At 73.0% G+C, this 15,856-nt stretch carries 15 protein-coding genes; 4 read left to right on the top strand and 11 right to left on the bottom strand.

Annotated elements, in window-relative coordinates; all coding sequences use genetic code 11:
• Positions 1-2 precede the first annotated feature (2 nt).
• From GCU69_RS22250 to GCU69_RS22235, 4 genes are all read right to left on the bottom strand, one after another.
• Positions 3-494, bottom strand: a complete 492-nt coding sequence (locus tag GCU69_RS22250) for a hypothetical protein (RefSeq protein ID WP_098754858.1) — start codon at positions 492-494, stop codon at positions 3-5.
• A 391-nt stretch (positions 495-885) separates the two neighbouring features.
• A complete protein-coding gene (locus GCU69_RS22245; RefSeq protein ID WP_156206995.1) occupies positions 886-1,557 on the bottom strand; it encodes a DNA alkylation repair protein in 672 nt (223 codons plus the stop codon).
• Between the two features lie 347 nt (positions 1,558-1,904).
• On the bottom strand, positions 1,905-3,032 hold the full coding sequence (locus tag GCU69_RS22240) for a mandelate racemase/muconate lactonizing enzyme family protein (RefSeq protein WP_098754854.1): 1,128 nt from the start codon (positions 3,030-3,032) through the stop codon (positions 1,905-1,907).
• 68 nt (positions 3,033-3,100) lie between these two features.
• Positions 3,101-3,865 (bottom strand): creatininase family protein, encoded by a 765-nt coding sequence (locus GCU69_RS22235; protein ID WP_098754853.1) that lies wholly within the window; start codon positions 3,863-3,865, stop codon positions 3,101-3,103.
• Positions 3,866-3,927: 62 nt separating this feature from the next.
• On the opposite strand from GCU69_RS22235, the gene GCU69_RS22230 reads away from it, so the two are divergent.
• Positions 3,928-4,866 (top strand): ROK family protein, encoded by a 939-nt coding sequence (locus GCU69_RS22230; RefSeq protein ID WP_235978633.1) that lies wholly within the window; start codon positions 3,928-3,930, stop codon positions 4,864-4,866.
• Between the two features lie 11 nt (positions 4,867-4,877).
• Here the strand turns inward: GCU69_RS22230 and GCU69_RS22225 are convergent, their stop codons facing one another.
• Genes GCU69_RS22225 through GCU69_RS22205 form a run of 5 tightly spaced genes read right to left on the bottom strand, consistent with a single transcriptional unit; the run spans position 4,878 to position 10,039 of the window.
• On the bottom strand, positions 4,878-5,750 hold the full coding sequence (locus GCU69_RS22225) for an ATP-binding cassette domain-containing protein (protein ID WP_156206987.1): 873 nt from the start codon (positions 5,748-5,750) through the stop codon (positions 4,878-4,880).
• On the bottom strand, positions 5,747-6,592 hold the full coding sequence (locus tag GCU69_RS22220; RefSeq protein ID WP_098754850.1) for an ATP-binding cassette domain-containing protein: 846 nt from the start codon (positions 6,590-6,592) through the stop codon (positions 5,747-5,749). Before GCU69_RS22220 ends, GCU69_RS22225 begins: the two co-directional genes overlap by 4 nt.
• Positions 6,589-7,503, bottom strand: a complete 915-nt coding sequence (locus GCU69_RS22215; RefSeq protein ID WP_098754849.1) for an ABC transporter permease — start codon at positions 7,501-7,503, stop codon at positions 6,589-6,591. Before GCU69_RS22215 ends, GCU69_RS22220 begins: the two co-directional genes overlap by 4 nt.
• The gene (locus tag GCU69_RS22210; protein ID WP_098754848.1) at positions 7,500-8,492 is read right to left on the bottom strand and encodes an ABC transporter permease; all 993 of its coding nucleotides are present in this window, start codon (positions 8,490-8,492) and stop codon (positions 7,500-7,502) included. Before GCU69_RS22210 ends, GCU69_RS22215 begins: the two co-directional genes overlap by 4 nt.
• Complete coding sequence (locus GCU69_RS22205; protein WP_156206986.1) at positions 8,489-10,039, bottom strand: ABC transporter substrate-binding protein; 1,551 nt, start codon at positions 10,037-10,039, stop codon at positions 8,489-8,491. Before GCU69_RS22205 ends, GCU69_RS22210 begins: the two co-directional genes overlap by 4 nt.
• A gap of 81 nt (positions 10,040-10,120) precedes the next feature.
• Here GCU69_RS22205 and GCU69_RS22200 point away from each other — a divergent pair, with 81 nt between their 5' ends.
• Positions 10,121-10,957, top strand: coding sequence for an IclR family transcriptional regulator (locus tag GCU69_RS22200; protein WP_098754846.1), 837 nt, complete (start codon positions 10,121-10,123; stop codon positions 10,955-10,957).
• Positions 10,954-12,024 carry a serine hydrolase domain-containing protein gene (locus GCU69_RS22195; protein WP_098754845.1) on the top strand — a complete coding sequence of 357 codons (1,071 nt, stop codon included), beginning with the start codon at positions 10,954-10,956 and terminating at the stop codon, positions 12,022-12,024. The genes GCU69_RS22200 and GCU69_RS22195 overlap by 4 nt, the downstream gene beginning before the upstream one ends.
• Before the next feature lie 33 nt (positions 12,025-12,057).
• On the opposite strand, the gene GCU69_RS22190 is transcribed toward GCU69_RS22195, so the two are convergent.
• Positions 12,058-13,032 (bottom strand): acyltransferase domain-containing protein, encoded by a 975-nt coding sequence (locus tag GCU69_RS22190; protein ID WP_156206985.1) that lies wholly within the window; start codon positions 13,030-13,032, stop codon positions 12,058-12,060.
• A gap of 241 nt (positions 13,033-13,273) precedes the next feature.
• Positions 13,274-13,921, bottom strand: coding sequence for a TetR/AcrR family transcriptional regulator (locus GCU69_RS22185; RefSeq protein ID WP_156206984.1), 648 nt, complete (start codon positions 13,919-13,921; stop codon positions 13,274-13,276).
• 604 nt (positions 13,922-14,525) lie between these two features.
• Between GCU69_RS22185 and GCU69_RS22180 the strand changes: the two genes are divergently transcribed.
• Positions 14,526-15,836: an HAD family hydrolase gene (locus GCU69_RS22180; protein ID WP_235978630.1), complete on the top strand. Its 1,311-nt coding sequence runs from the start codon at positions 14,526-14,528 to the stop codon at positions 15,834-15,836.
• Positions 15,837-15,856 lie beyond the last annotated feature (20 nt).

The following is a 15,856-nucleotide window of genomic DNA, read 5'->3' as shown; positions in this document are numbered from 1 at the left end:
CCCTACCCGGCCCGACGGCCGTCATCGGCGACGCGCCGCCCGCCCTGGCCGGGAAGGCCGTGGCGCAGCGCCACGGCGCACCATACGACCGTCACCGTCAGCGCGACCGCGACCATCGCACAGAGCGCCGGCGGCTCCGGCCGCCAGCCCAGTGAGAGCCGGGCGCCCATGAAGGTGAGCACGATCGCGGGCACCTCCGGGCAGACCAGCGGAACCCTCGTGGCGGCGGCCCGCAGCGCGGCTGCCACCGTCAGACCGGTCGCGATCCAGGTCAGCAGGTACGGCCACACCTGCCCCGGAACCGCGAGCGGTATCCCGTACTCGTCGGGGCCGACGCGGTGCGACGCGTTGGCCCAGGCCATGCCCGCCCCGAAGGCGGTGACGCCCGCCACCCACAGGGCATGGCGCCACAGCGGGCCGGGACGGAGGGACGCTTCGTCGCCGTCGGAGTCGGTGTGGTCGGCGGGGCCGGGGAGGCCGGGTGGTTCGGTCACGCCCACAAGGACGCGGCGCGCGGGCGGCGGGTTGCAATCCGGATCAAGGGGCGCGAAAGGCCGGTCTCGTCCCGTATACGCGTTGAAATGGCGCCAATGCCGGGATTCGGTTCACGGTGCCGTCCCGCCGGTCGACCGCTCCCGGCAACGGGTTCCGGTGGATCTCCAGCGCGATTCCGGGGCTCCGGTGACTCTCCGGCGCGATTCCAGGGCTGTTGATTCCCTTCGCTCCGGCGTCGGGTAAAGGCAGCCCGCTGCTGAGGCGGTGCCCGTGCGAAAAGGCGAAAAGGCGGACCAGGCGGACCAGGCGGACCAGGCGGACCAGGCGGACCAGGCGGACCAGGCGGACCAGGCGGAACGGAAACGCCTCTCCGCCGGAACGTCAATCCCGCTAACCGCCCTGCTGCCGCCGGACCATTTCGTTGATCCAGACGGGAGCGAACGGAGAAGTGCAGCCCGGAGACGTCGGATAGTCCTTGAGCACCTCCAGGCGGTTGCCGATGGCGATGGCACGGGTGCGGTGCTCGGCGTGGGCGATCCCGATCTGAGCCAGGCAGTTGTTCATCGCCCACTGCAGCCGGTCCGGGGCGTCCTTCATCTCCGCCTCGATGACATCGAGCAGTCCCGCGAGGTCCAGGCCCTCGGGCTTCTTCGTGACGCGTTCGGCCGTCAGCGCCCAGCCGGCACTCGCGACCACCGGATCCGCGTCGGCGGACCAGGCAAGGCGCAGCTCTTCGGCGTGCGGGCTTTTCTTCGCCACGTAATTCACGAGCCAGTCGTGCACCTTGGGTGTGCGCGCCTCGCGCAGCATGGCGTCCAATTCGTCGCGCTCGAACGACTTCGGGCGGCAGATCAGGAGCGCCAGCAGTCTCGCCGGGGTGTCCTCCGTGGCCCAGAGCCGGCGCGCGAGTTCCTGCTGTGTCTTCAGCCGCTTCGCGAGCGCGCGCAGCTTGCCGAGATTCACACCGTGATCGTCACCGTGTCTCTCGTTCACCTCGCGTACCTTCGGGTCCTCGAGTTCGGCCAGTTCGGCCATCACCTCGGTCACCGTCGTCCCGGCCATCTCAGTCTCCTGTCCGCCCTGTGCCGAATGCACCCTACGGCAGAAGCCGGCCTCCGGGCCGATGACCGTTTTCCGACGAGTCCGGGCACGACTGCCGGTATCACCCGCCCGGGGCGCTCATTGCCCGTTTCTGTGCTTTCGCGCTTCTGCGATTCCTCGCTCCTGGGCGTCTGCACTCCTGCGCCTCTGTGCTCCTGCGCCTCTGTGCTCCTGCGCCTCTGTGCTTTTCGCTTCTGGGCTTTCGCTGTTGTGCTGCCGGGTTTCCCGCCCGGCCGGTGCTCGGCAGGGCGCGACGGGGGCGGGGGGAGCGCCGGGCGCGTGCACCGCCCGCCCGCCGGTCCGTCCACTCATCCCGTCAGGTCACCGTCCCGCTCGTTGACCGCGGCGTAGTGCCGGAGCTTGTCCTCGTCCACGCTGACGCCCAGGCCCGGCCCGGCCGGCACCCGCAGCCGGCCGTTCTCCAGGTGCAGCGGTTCGATGATGTCGTCCGCGTGCAGGTAGTACATGCTGTCGATCGCGCGGGAGAGTACGGGTGTGGCGGCGACGACGGCCAGGTGTGCCGCGGTGGCGATGCCGAGTTCTCCCCCGCTGTGCAGGTTCATGCCCAGGCCGAAGGTCTCGCAGTGCGCGGCGAGCGCCTTGGTCGCCGCGATGCCGCCCCACTTGTAGACGTCACCGTGGATGACGTCCACCGCGTTCAGCCGCATGGCGGGCGCGAATTCCTCGAAGCGGACGACGCACATGTTGGTGCACAGCGGGATGCGCACCTTCGCCTTCACCTGGCTCATGCCCTCGATTCCGGCACACGGGTCCTCCAGGTACTCCAGGTCCAGTTCCTCCAGCGCGATCCCGGCGCGTACCGAGTCGGGAACGGACCAGGCCGCGTTCGGATCGACGCGCAGGTTCACCGCGGGCAGCGCCTGGCGCACCGCCCGCAGGATGGCGACATCCCCCGCGCAGTCCTTCGTTCCCTTGAGCTTGACGGCCTCGAAGCCGCCCTCCGTCACCACGCGTACGGCATGCTCCGCCAGCACCGCGGGCAGGTCCGCTCCCCCCGCGCCCGGAGCGTCGGCGCGGGTGACGAGCGCGGTGATCGGCACCTCGTCCCGCACGGGGCCGCCCAGCAGGTCGGTCACGGACTGCCCGGTGGCCTTGCCCATCGCGTCCCAGCAGGCGACGTCGACGGCGGCGATCGCCGCGTAGCCGAGGTAACCGTGGAAGAACGGCACCATGTGCTGCTTGCGGTGGAAGCTCTCCAGCGCGAACGGGCTGGTGCCGATCAGGTCCGGGGCCATCGACCGGACGATCGCGGCGACCGGCCTGCCCCACATCGTCTCGCCCCAGCCCTCGACGCCGTCGTCGGTGCGGATGCGCACCACGGTGCGCGTCTCCCCCGTCTTGGTCTCGAAGGAACTGGTGAACGGGTTGACGAGCGGCAGGTTGACGACCCACACGTCGACATCGGTGATCTTCATGTTCTTCTCCTCGCGTCATCGGGGTGACCGGCTCGTGGCGGGACCCGCGCACGCTCGCCGGGAGGTGCTCAGCGCGTCGCCGTGTCGAAGGCCCGGATCGCGCGGGCCAGCCCCCGCGCCCGGTCGTCCAGCAGCCGGGCGCCGCGGGCCGCGTCGGCGTCGGAGGCGTCGTCCGTGGAGCCGTCGACCCGCTCCCACTCCCCGTGGCGTTCCACGGTCAGGCCCGCGTAGGGCGGGTTGTCGAACAGGGGCGGCGGTTCGACGGAGGCGCGGGCCGGCACCGGTGTGCGCACCAGTTCCGGGTGGGCGGCCAGCATCAGCGAGGTCTCGAACCAGCCGGCATGTCCGGGGGTGACCTCCGGCCGGCCCGCTTCCTCCTCCCCCGCGGTGAGGGTCCAGTACGAGCAGGCGGCGACCGTCACCGGTGAACGCAGCGCGAACCGCTTCACGGCGAGCCGCATGACCTCGTCGTTGCCGCCGTGCCCGTTGACGACCACGACGCGGCGGTGGCCGCTGGCCGCCAGCGAGTCCAGGACCTCCTCCAGGACCGCGCCCAGCGTCGCCGCGGAGAGCGAGACGGCGGCGGCGAACAGATGGTGCGGGCTGTGCCCGAAGGGCAGCACCGGCAACCGGACCAGCTCGGGCGCGGAGTCCTCCCGGCCGAGGACGTCCAGCGCCCGGTCCACGACGGCCTCGACCAGCAGGGTGTCGGTTCCCATCGGGAGGTGCCCGGCGTGCTGCTCCTGCGAGCCGATGGGCAGCAGGGCGATGCCCCGCTCCCCGGCCCGCCGCACCTCGCGCCAGGTGAGGGCGCTCAGTCTCGATTGGCTCACGGTCCTACCTCTCCGAAACAGGGCCGTGGCAGAGTCGGCGCATGGTCCACAAACGTTCTCCGTTGCGGCTGGTCACCGAGGCAGCGCCGCGACCGGCCGCTCCCCCGGCACCGCGGCGGCTGGGGGCCGTCGAGCTGGTCCCGGGCCGGGTGAGGGCCGCCGTGCTGTCCGTGGCGGGCGAGATCGTGGACCGCGCCGAGACGTCGTACGACGCGGCCACCGCCGCCCCGGCGGACATCGGTGCGGCACTGGCCGAAGCGGCCGGGATCTTCGCCGGTCACGCGATCCGGGGCATCGGGGTGGCCGCCGCCGGGCTGGTGGATCCCCGGGCGGGACTGATCCTGGAGGTGAACGACGTACCCGGACTGCGCGGGTACCCGGTCACGGAGCGGCTCGCCGCGCTCACCGGGGCGAGCGTGCGGGTGGAGCACCGGGCGCGGCTCCAGGTGCTCGGCGACCGCTGGTTCGGCGCGGGGCGTGGACGGCGGTCCTTCGCGTCGGTCTCGACCGGCGAGGTGCTCGGGGTGGGCATCCTCTACGACGGCGAGGTGGTGGCCCCGCCCGGCGGGCGCAGCGGCGCGCACATGACCGTGGCGGCCACCGGTGAGCGGTGCACCTGCGGGAAGCGGGGCTGCTGGAAGACCTTGGCCACCACCGGCTGGCTGCGGGCCCGGGCTCGTGCCGCGGGACTCGGGGACGACACGTCGCTGGACGCGCTGGTGAACCGCGGGGGCGAATCCGCCGGGCGGGTGGTGGAGGAGTACGTGCGGAACCTCGCGCTGGGGCTGGCGAACATGCAGCAGCTCTTCGCGCCCGGCCTCTTCATCCTGCACGGCGAGGCGCGCGAGGGTGGTGAGGGGTTCCGCGCCGCGCTGGAGGAGCGGCTGCGCGAGGCCGGTGCCTTCGAGGGCGCCGAGCAGCCCCGGGTGCTGGTCAGCACGGCAGCCGTCGACGACGTCGCGCTGCTCGGCGGCGCGGGACTGGTGCTGTCCCGCGCATAGGGTGCGGGCGGTCATCGGCTCTCTTCCCTCGTCGGGGCCGGACGGGCGGCGGCACGGCGGCCTCTGCGCGGGTCGAGCACGGGCACCGCGTCGAGCAGTTGCCGCGTGTAGGGGTGGCGCGGAGTGCGCAGGACCGCCTCCGCCGCGCCCACCTCGACCAGGCGGCCGCCGCGCATCACGGCGACCCGGTCCGCCACCTGCCGTACGACGGCGAGGTTGTGCGAGACGAACACATAGGTGAGCCCGAGCCGTTGCTGCAGCTCCGCCAGCAGGTCGAGGACGGTGGCCTGCACGGAGACGTCCAGGGCGCTGGTGGGTTCGTCGAGGACCAGCAGGCGGGGTCGGAGCGCCAGGGCGCGGGCGATCGAGACACGCTGGCGCTGGCCGCCGGAGAACTCGTGCGGATAGCGGTCCTGGATGCCGGCGTCCAGCCCCACGGCCTCCAGCAGCTCGCCGACCCGTTCCCTGGTGCGGGCCCGGGCGCGCCGTCCGCGTGCCGCCGGGTCGTGGGTGATCAGTGGCTCGGCGACGATGTCGGTGATGCGCATCCGCGGGTTCATGCTGGAGTACGGGTCCTGGAGGACCACTTGCATCTCGCGGCGCACGGAGCGCAGGCCGGCCGCGGAGAGGGCGGCGAGGTCCTGTCCGTCGAAGCGCACGCTTCCGGCGGTGGGCGGGAGGAGCTTGAGCAGCAGCCGGGTGAGGGTGGTCTTGCCGCAGCCGGACTCGCCGACCAGGGCCAGGGTCTCGCCCTCGTACACCTCGAGGGATACGTCGTCGACCGCGACGTTCACCGTGCCGGTTCCGAATTCCTTGCGCAGGCCGACGAGTTCCAGCAGGGGTTTTCCGGCCGCGGGCGCCGGTGCGGTGGCTTCGGGGCTCATGCTGCCTCCAGTCGCGGGGTGGCGGCCAGCAACGTGCGGGTGTAGTCGTCGGCCGGGTGTTCGAAGACGTCCAGCACGTCACCGGTCTCGACGACCTCGCCCCGGTTCATGACCGCGACGCGGTCGGCGGTCTCCGCGACGACCGCGAGGTCGTGGGTGATCAGGAGGACCGCCATCCGGTGCTTGTGCTGGAGGGCGACGAGGAGATCGAGGATCTGCCGCTGCACGGTGACGTCCAGGGCGGTGGTCGGCTCGTCGGCGATGAGCAGCCGGGGACGGGCCACCAGCGCCGTCGCGATCATCACGCGCTGGCGCAGGCCGCCGGACAGCTCGTGCGGGTACTGCCGGAAGCGGAGGGCGGGGTCGGGGATGCCGACCTCGTCCAGCGCGGCGAGCGCGGCTTCCCGGGCCTCGGCGCGGGACATGCCGGTGTGGTGCCGGAGCACCTCGGCCACTTGCGCTCCGACGCGCTGGAGCGGGTCGAGGCAGGTCATCGGGTCCTGGAAGACCATGGCGATGTCGCGGCCGCGGATCCGCCCCAGCTGCTTCTCCGGGAGCCGGAGCAGGTCGTGTCCGTCGAAGAGGATTTCGCCGCTCGGGTAGACACAGGGCGGGCTGGGGTTGAGCCGCAGCACGGACAGCGCGGTGGCGGTCTTCCCGCTGCCCGACTCCCCGACGACGGCGAGGGTTTCCCCGGCGCGGACGTGGAGGGAGACGTCCCGGACGGCGTGCACGACGGAGGTGCCGAGTGCGAAGTCGACGCCGAGGTGGTTGATCTCCAGCAGCGGCTGCTCGTCCGCAGGCCGCCGGGACGGGTCGGGGGCGGGTCGGTCGTGGGTCATCGGCGGTACGCCTTCGGGTCCGCGACGTCCCGCAGGGCGTCGCCGGTGATGTTGATGGCGAGTGAGGTCAGCATCAGCGCGATGCCGGGGAAGACGGCGGCCCACCAGGAGGTGCCCAGATAGAGCTGGCCGTCGGAGAGCATGGAGCCCCAGGTGACCGTCTCCTTGGGCACGCCCAGGCCCAGATAGCTCAGGGACGCCTCGGCGACGATCGCGGCCGCGACGTGCAGGGTGCCGATGGTGGCCAGCGGCGCCATCACGTTGGGCAGCAGGTGGCGGCGCATGAGGGTGATGTCGGTGACGCCGATGGCCCGGGCCTCGGTGACGAAGTCCCGCGTGCGCAGGGACATCACCTCGGAGCGTACGACCCGGGCGTACGAGACCCAGCCGGTGAAGCCGAGCACCAGGATCACGTACCCGAGGCCCGAGCCGAGGAAGCCGACGACGGCCAGGGCCAGGAGCAGCGACGGAAAGGCGAGCTGGACGTCGGCGAGCCGCATGAGCGTCCGGTCGGCCCAGCCGCCGAAGTAGCCGGAGACCAGTCCGACGGCGGTGCCGATGACGCCGGCGAGGAGGGCGGCTCCCGCGCCGACGAGCAGCGAGACCCGGGAACCGTGGACGACACGCGAGAGCATGTCCCGGCCGAGCTGGTCGGTGCCGAGGAGATGGGCGCGGGTGCCGCCGTCCTGCCAGGCGGGGGGCCGCAGCCGCATCAGGAGGTTCTGCGCGTTGGGATCGTGGGGGGCGACGAGCGGGGCGAACAGGGCGGCGGCCAGCAGGAGTGCGAGCACGGCCAGCGCCAGGACGGCGAGCTTGTTCCGCAGCAGGGCACGCGGCACGGCGGACCGGGAGCCGCCGGACGGTGCCCGTGCGGGTGCCGGGCGGGCCGCGGCAGGTGATGTGACAGTCATCGTGACGTCCTCACCCTCGGGTCGAGGAAGCTGTAGGAGAGATCGACGAGCAGGTTCACCACGACGAACGTGGCGGCGAAGAACAGGACGGTGGCCTGGACGAGCGGGAAGTCCCGGTTGGAGACCGCCTCGACGGTCAGCTGTCCGACTCCGGGCCAGGAGAAGACGCGTTCGGTGAGGATGGCCCCGCCGAGCAGGTTCCCGACTTCGAGGCCGACGACGGTCACCACGGGCAGCGAGGCGTTGCGCAGCCCGTGGCGGAGGACCACCTTCAGCGGCCCGAAGCCCTTGGCGCGGGCGCTGCGGATGTGGTCGGAGGACAGGACGTCGATCAGCGAGGAGCGCAGCAGGCGCGCGACGACGGCGACGGAGTAGACGGCGAGTGTGACGGCCGGCAGGACCAGGTTGGCCCAGGTGCCGTATCCGGACGCGGGCAGGGCGTGTGTCCAGACGGCGAACACCAGGATGAGCAGGATGCCGACCCAGAACGGCGGGGTGGACTGGCCGAGCAGCACGCCGGTCATCACGGTGTGGTCGGAGCCGCGGCCGCGGCGCATCGCGGCGAAGACGCCCGCCGGGACGGCGACGAGGAGCGTCAGCAGCAGGGCGGCGGCGGCCAGTTCGACGGTGGCGGGCAGCCGCTCGGCCAGGATCTCGCCGACGGGACGCCCGTGAACCAGGGAGTTGCCGAAGTCGAGGCGGGGCAGCCCCCAGAGATAGTCGAGGTACTGCGTGACCAGCGGCCGGTCGAGGCCCAGGGACGCCCGGAGCACGCTCTCCTGCCGGGCCGTGGCGTCGGGCGGCAGCAGGATCTTCACGGGGTCGCCGGACAGCCGTACGAGGAAGAAGGAGACGGTCGCCGTGCACAGCAGGACGAGCAGGGCGGTGCCGAGGCGCTTGAGCACGGTGCGCAGCAGCCCGGTCGTGTCCCGGCGGCGCGGCGCGGTGTCCGCGGGGGCGGGCGGCTTGTCGGGGGTGAGGTCGCTCATCGGGAGATCTCCGCACTGTGCATGGCCAGGACTCCCGCGGCGCCCGGCTTCCAGCGGGGCCGGTCGTTGCGGGCGAAGATGTTGTCCATCTGGTAGAGGAAGACGAACGGTGCTTCCTCCCGCATCAGCCGTTGCAGGTCGGAGAAGGCCCGCTTGCGCTCCCCCGGGTCCTCGGACAGCTCCTCGACGTCGATGAGACGGTCGGCCTCCTCGGAGTGCCAGCGGCTCTGGCGGCGGTCACTGCGTACGTTCGACTGGACGATGCTCTGCCCGTCCAGCGTCCAGACGGTGCTGGCGGCGAGGTACATCGGGCCGAGCGCCCCCGGGTTGTCGGAGGTGAGCCGGGCGGCGTACGTGCCGGGATCGAGAAGGTTGACACGGGCCCGCACCCCGGCTTCGGCCAGCAGCCCGGAGAGGGCCTCCGCGACATTGGAGTCGACGTTGGACGCGGTGAGCGTCGTGGTGAAGCCGTGCGGGTAGCCGGCGTCGGCGAGCAGGGCCCGCGCGGTCCTCACCGAGCGGGTGAAGGGCTTGACGGTGGGGTCGAAACCGAAGGCACCGCGCGGCACCAGGGCGGGCGTCTCGGTGGCCATGCCGCCGGCCACGGCCTTGATCAGCAGGGGCACGTCGACGGCGTGGTTGAGTGCCCGGCGCACCCGGCGGTCTCGGAGCGGTCCCCGTTCCAGGGTGTTCAGGGAGACATAGGACGTGCGGATCCCCGTGTAGCCGTCCAGGGTGACACCGGAGTAGCCCTCGAGCTGCTGGGCGGCGTCCGGGGTGAGCCCGGCGACGAGGTCGACACCGCCGCTCTGCAGGGCGGCCAGCGAGGAGGAGGCGTTGGGCGCGGGACTGAAGACGAGGCCGTCGATGCTCGGCCGGCCCCGCCAGTGGCCGTCGTGGGACCGCAGGACCAGTTCGTGGTCGCGCTGCCAGCGGACGAACGTGAAGGGACCGGTGCCGACCGGCCGTTCGGCGAAACCGGCGTCGCCCACCTCGGACAGATGGCGCGGCGGGACGACCACGCCGCCGAACAGCGAGAGCTTGGCGGGGAGGATCGGGTCGTGCACGGTGGTGTGGATGTCCACGGTGAGCCGGTCGACGACGGTGACGTCCTCGACGTAGCGGAGTTCCACGATCGGTGACTTGGTGGCGGGGTCGAGCAGCCGCTTGATGCTGAAGGCGACGGCCCGCGCGTCACACGCCTCACCGTTGTGGAAGGTCACCCGGGGGCGGAGGGTGAAGCGCCAGGTGCGCCGGCCGGTGGGCTTCCAGGCGAGGGCGAGCCCGGGGTGCAGCTCGTTGTCCCGGCCGCGGGTGGTGAGCGTGTCGAACAGGTTGATCAGGACGTTCATCGACACCATGTCGCCCTGCTTCTGCGGGTCCAGCGTCTTGGGGTCACCCGGTTGGGAGACCCGCAGGACGTTGCCCTTCCCGCCCGCTGCGGCCGTCGTGCCGCACCCGCCGAGGAGCACCGGGGCACTGAGACCTCCCAGCAGCAGGCCGCCGGTCCGCAGGACGTCGCGCCGGGCCGGACGGCTGTGGTCCACCGGGCGCTCCTGAGATTTTCGTTCCACTGAACAACACCTACGTTCCGTCAAATGGAATGCGGTTGGGTTAAGCTAAGCGACATGGTGAAAGCGGTCAACACCCGGTCGGTCGGCAGAGAAGTCGTGAAGGGCCCCGTCGACAAGGCGATGGAGGTGCTCGAAGCACTCGCCCGGCCCGGCGGTCCCCACCGGCTGGGCGAGATCGCCCGCCGGACGGGACTGGCCAAACCCACCGTCCACCGGCACCTGCGGACGATGGCGGAGAACGGCTTCGCCGAACCCGCGGAAGGCGGCACGTACCGGGCGGGTCCCCGCCTCCTGGGCCTGGCCGCCGCGGCCCTCAACGAGAGCCGCGCCCTCGAACTCGCCCGCCCCGCCCTCGCCGACCTGCGCCAACGCACCGGGCACGTCGCGGTCTACGCCGTACGCCACGCCTCGGAAGCCGTCTGTCTGGAGCAGTCCGAACCGGCCCGCGAGTACCGCATGGACACCCGGCCGGGTCACCGCTCCCCGCTGCACACCTGCGGAGTGGGGCTGGCCATGCTCTCGGCGATGCCCCCCGAGGACGTCGGCGCCGTCCTGGACGCGCCGGGCCTCGATGCGCACACCGCGCACACACCCACCGAACCCGCCGCGCTCCGCGCGGTGCTGGCGCAGGCGGCGCTCCGCGGTTACGCCGTCGACGACGAGTACGACGCGCCGGACGTACGGTCGGTGGCGGCTCCCGTGCTGGACGCGGAGGGCCGGGTCGTCGGCGCGATGGGCATCTGCGGCCTGGCCTTCACCCTGGACCCGGACAGCGTGGAGGTGTTCGGCCCGATGGTCCGCGCCGCCGCCCGCACGGTGTCCGCCGGCCTCGGCGCGCAGCCGCCGGCTCTGGGCGTGGTGAAACCGGCCCGCCGGGGAGAGGGCCGTTGAGCCCCCTTGCCCGGCTCCTCGCCGACGGCCGCGGCCGGCGCGTCTACTCGGGCGCCGCCTGGTCCGCGGGAGGGCCGGGCGGACCGGTGGACCGGGGCTGGACGGGCACCCGGAGCTGGGACGGACCGCCGCTGGACGGCGGTGACCTCTGGGACCTCGCCTCGGTGACGAAGCCGGTCGTCGGTCTCGCGGTCATGGCACTCGTCGAGCGCGGCGTGCTCGGGCTCGACGCGACCGTGGGCACGTATCTGCCGGACTACCGGGGCGGAGACAAGGCGGAGCTGACGCTGCGGCAGCTCCTCACCCACACGTCGGGGATCCCGGGGCAGGTGGCGCTCTACCGCGAGCACCCGGCCCGCGCGTCCCTGCTGGACGCCGTACGGCTGCTGCCGCTGACCGCGAAGCCCGGCACCCGCGTCCAGTACTCCTCCCAGGGTTTCATCATTCTGGGCCTGATCGCCGAGGCGGCGGCCGGGCAGCCCCTGGACGTGCTGGTGCGGGACCTGGTGTGCGCGCCGCTCGGCATGCGGCAGACCGTCTTCCGCCCGGACGCCGAGGGCCGCGCGCGGGCGGTGGCCACCGAGAACTGCCCCTGGCGCGGCCGCGTCGTCGTCGGCGAGGTCCACGACGAGAACGCCGTGGTGCTCGGCGGCGTCGGCGGCCACGCGGGCCTGTTCTCCACGCTGGGGGACATGGAACTGCTCGGCACCGCGCTCGCCGGCGGGGGCCGGGGGCTGCTGCGCCCCGGCACCTTCGCCCTGATGACGGCGCCCCATACGGACGGCCTGGAACTGCGGCGCGCCCTGGCCTGGCAGGGCCGGGATCCGGCGGGCTCACCGGTCGGGACGGTGTTCGGCGGGGACTCGTACGGGCACACCGGCTTCACCGGTACGAGCCTGTGGGTCGATCCGGCCACGCGGCGCTACGCCGTGCTGCTGACCAACCGGGTGCACCCGACCAGAGCGGGAGACGGCATCACCACCGTGCGCCGGGCCTTCCACGACACCTGCGGAATCATGCCGGACCGGCAGCGGCAGGGCGCTCGTCCCCGGAAAGCCGGCGGCTGACCGCGCGGACGGGAATCCCGGCGTGCGGGGCCTTCAGCCGCGTGCGGTGACCGGTGCCGCGGCGGTCGGCGGCGAAGGGCGTCCCACCGCCGGTCGGTGGGCGATCCAGCCGGTGCGGGCGTGCCAGTGCCGTCCGGAGCGGAGGTGTGTCACATACGCCTCCCGCAGCGCGGTGTCCCGGGGCAGCTCCGCGAGCAGCTCCGCGCCGACCGGCCCGTCCCGGCCGGGCCGTCCGAAGACGTGTTCCAGCATGTCGCCGTCCGCGCGGTCGTGCTCTCCGGGCACCAGTGGCTTCAGCTCGAAGCGGCGGAGAAAACGCACGATGTTCGACCGCTCGGGGAGGTATTCGGTCAGCTGCGGGTCGAGCAGCCAGGAGTGGCAGACGAAGTGCCCGACCGGTTCGCCGGCGAAGTGGCGGCCGAAGAACAGGCGGGCCCGGTCGAGGGATTCACCGCAGGCGTCCGGGGACAGGGGCGCGCCGGGCGGGACGTGGATGTGCAGCAGGAACTCCGTCGTGCCGTCCGGCCCCTCGCCGCGGCCGCGGTCGAACGCGAGGCGGCCGAGCCGGTATTCGGCTCCGCGCAACTGCAGTGGCGGGCACCACTGTCCGAACCTCCCGATGCCGCCGAGGCCGTGCACGGCCCGGTGCTCGGCCAGTGCCGCGCCGAGGCTCGACAAGGTCTCCCAGGACGTCCCGGGGTCGATGCCGAGCCGGGCGTGGAAGCGGAGCGTTTCGGGCAGGACGGCGAGATGGAGCCAGACGTACAGGTGGAGTGCCACCGGGTCGGTGGCGGTCGGCATGGCCGGCAGGCCCCGGTACCCGTGGGGCGGAAGTCCCGACCCCATGTGGCTCGTCACGTCGTGGCAGCACCGTTCCAGATGGCGCCACAGCTCCGGATGCCGCGACGGGTCGGGGCGTGCCTGCAGCGTCTCGTCCCGGTCCCGGGGCGAGACGCCCAGCCGGTCCAGGAGCCGCTCGGCTTCAGCGTCGGAGGGAAGGTCGGGCACGGCACCCAACCTACGCCGGGTCCGCAGCGGCCGGGGCCGTCCCCGCGCGGAGGCATCCCGGGCCGCGAACCGGACTTGGGCCCCCGGTTCCGCAACCGGAACCGGAACCGGAGCCTGATCCGGGGCCCCGGAGGTGCGCGCCTGGTCCCGGAAGTCCGGACCTGGAACCGGGTCCGGACCTGGAACCGGAATGCGGCTGGTTCCGGGTCCGGGGCTGGTTCCGGCCTGCTCCGGTACCGGATCAGTCTCCGGCGCGGCCCGCTCCGCCGGTGCGCTCCGCGCCGTCCGTCAGCACGCCCGCCCAGCTCTCCGCGAGTACGGCGACGAGTTCCGCGCGGTCGAGGCCCCACCGGCCCTCCGCCCAGTTCCGGGCGGCATGGTGCAGTTGGGCGAACGCCAGCTGCGCCCGCGCCCGCCGGGTGGCCGGGGCGAAACGGCCGGCCTGCCCGAGGCCCTCCTCGATGTCCGCGACGACCTCTTCGAAGCACGCGTCGGCCAGTCCGCGCAGCTCCGGGTCGACCAGGGACGCCTCGATGGTGACGTTCACGTACGGCCGGACGGCCTCCCACTGCCGCGACCGCTCGTCCAGCCAGTTCGCGAGCGACGTGTGGGTACCCTCCCGCACGGCGGCGGCCAGCGCGCTCGCGGTGGGGCCGTGCCGCCGTGACTCGCCGCGACCCAGCATCTCGTTCAGCTCGCCGATCAGGGCGCGGGCCAGGTCGCTGCGCGACTGGAAGTACGCGTAGAAGGTGACCCGCGTCGTCTCGGCCGCCTTGGCGATGTCGTTGACCGTGGTCGCCGCGTACCCCTTGGCCTGGAACAGCTCCAGCGCCGTCGACAGAAGGAGCTTGCGGGTCATCTCCTTCTGCACGGCACGCAGGCCTGCCATGGCGGTCGCCTCCCTGATGCTGTCGGGGCTGCCGACCGTATCCGCGATCCGCGGTCGACGACTGACTGTTCTTGCAGGTCAGCGTAGCGCAGCCGGACGCGGGTGCGCTGCCTCGGACAGCAGCTCCGGGCGGGGGCGCGAGGTGGGTGCGCACGGGGCGGGTACGCGCGGGGCAGGAGCGCGCCGGGCAGGAGCGCGCGGGGTGGCGCAGTTGGTGGCGCGCCGCGCTCACCGGGCGCCCCGCCGGCAACCCGGGCGACGGGCAGCGTGCCCGGTCCCGTGCGGCCGTCGGCGGTTCCGGACGGCCGCGGCTGCCCCGGACGGCCGCGGGCCCGGCCACGGCTCCGGGTACGGCCCGGCCCACGGCTCCGGGTGCCGGCCGATCCACGGCTCCGGTCGCGGCTCCCGGTTACGGCCGCAGCGGCTCCCCCGGGCCGCCGGGCGTACCGGTTGCGGCCGGGCAGCGGCACCCCCGGACCACCGGGCGTACCGGTGAACTCGCCCGCCACGGCAGGGAGTCGGCGCGATTCGGTGGTGTGCCCGGGTGACGGCCGGGCGTACGGTGCGACGCGTCCCGCCGGTGCCGACACGAAGGAGCCGCCCCGTGCGCACCCGATCCCTGAGCCTCGCCGTCACGCTGACGGCCGCCGCCGTGCTCGCCGCCACGGTCCCCGCGGTCCCCGCGGCCGCGCGGCCCGCCGCGGACGGCAACGGCGGGCACCGCTGCCCCCAACTGTCCGCCGGCCTCCCGTGGTACGGAGCGAACAGGGAGCGCCTGCAGTCGGTGATCGACACATACGGAACGTGCTCCGGCCCGCGGTCCGGTCCGGGCCGCGGCGACCGGCCCGTCGCGGTCTTCGACTGGGACAACACGGTCACCAAGAACGACATCACCGACCTGGCCGTCGCCTGGGCCCTGAAGCACGACAAGATCCTGCGGCCGGAGAGCTGGTCCGACACCAGTCCCTGGCTGACCGAGGAGGCCGTCCGGACGCTGACCGAGGCCTGCGGCACGGAGGTTCCGGCGGGCGAGCCGCTGCCCACCTCCACCGACACCGACTGCACGGACGAGATCTTCTCCATCCGCAGCGAGGCCGCCCTGACGAACGGCCACGACGCCTTCGCGGGCGACTGGAACAGCCGCCGCACCCTGCCGCAGTACGCCTGGGTGCCGCAGCTGTTCGCCGGGCACACCGAGGCGGAGGTCACGGCGTACGCCCGGAAGTCCCGCGCGGAGGCGCTGGCCGCGCCCGTCGGCGCCACGCAGCGGGTCGGCAGCCACACCCTGCACGCGTACGCCCGGTACTACCCGCAGATCGTGGATCTGATCCGGACACTGCGGAAGGCCGGGTTCGAGGTGTGGGTGGACTCCGCCGGGGCGACTCCGGTGACCGTCGCCTGGACGGGTGGGGTGGGCGTCGACCGCGAGCACACGATCGCGATCCGCAACGTGCTCGACCGGCGCGGGCGCATCACCTACGTCCAAAAGGGCTGCGGCGGGGAGCCGGACAGCGCGGGCGGCGCGGTGATGCCGTACATCGAGGGGAAGCGGTGCCGGCTGAACGAGGAGGCGTTCGGCGTCACCGGTCCCGACGCGTGGCGGAAGCAGCCGCCGGAGAAGCGGCCGGTGATCGGCGCGGGCGACTCGGACACCGATGTGACGATCGTCGGCGACGCCACCGGGGCGCACCTCGTCGTCAACCGCAACAAACCCGAACTCATGTGCCGCGCCTACGACAACGCGGACGGTGCCTGGGTGGTCAACCCGATGTTCATCGACCCGCTGCCGCGCAAGGACGACGGCTACCCGTGCTCCACCACCGGCTACACCCGACCGGACGGCACGCTCGGCCCGGTGCTGCGGGAGGACGGCAGCGTGATCCCGGACCAGGCGGACCTGGTGCACGGGAGGTGAACCGGGAGCTATCCGGGGTG

It is taken from the genome of Streptomyces lycii, assembly GCF_009735685.1.
GTDB lineage: Bacteria > Actinomycetota > Actinomycetes > Streptomycetales > Streptomycetaceae > Streptomyces > Streptomyces lycii.
This window is presented reverse-complemented; position numbering and strand designations above follow the sequence as displayed.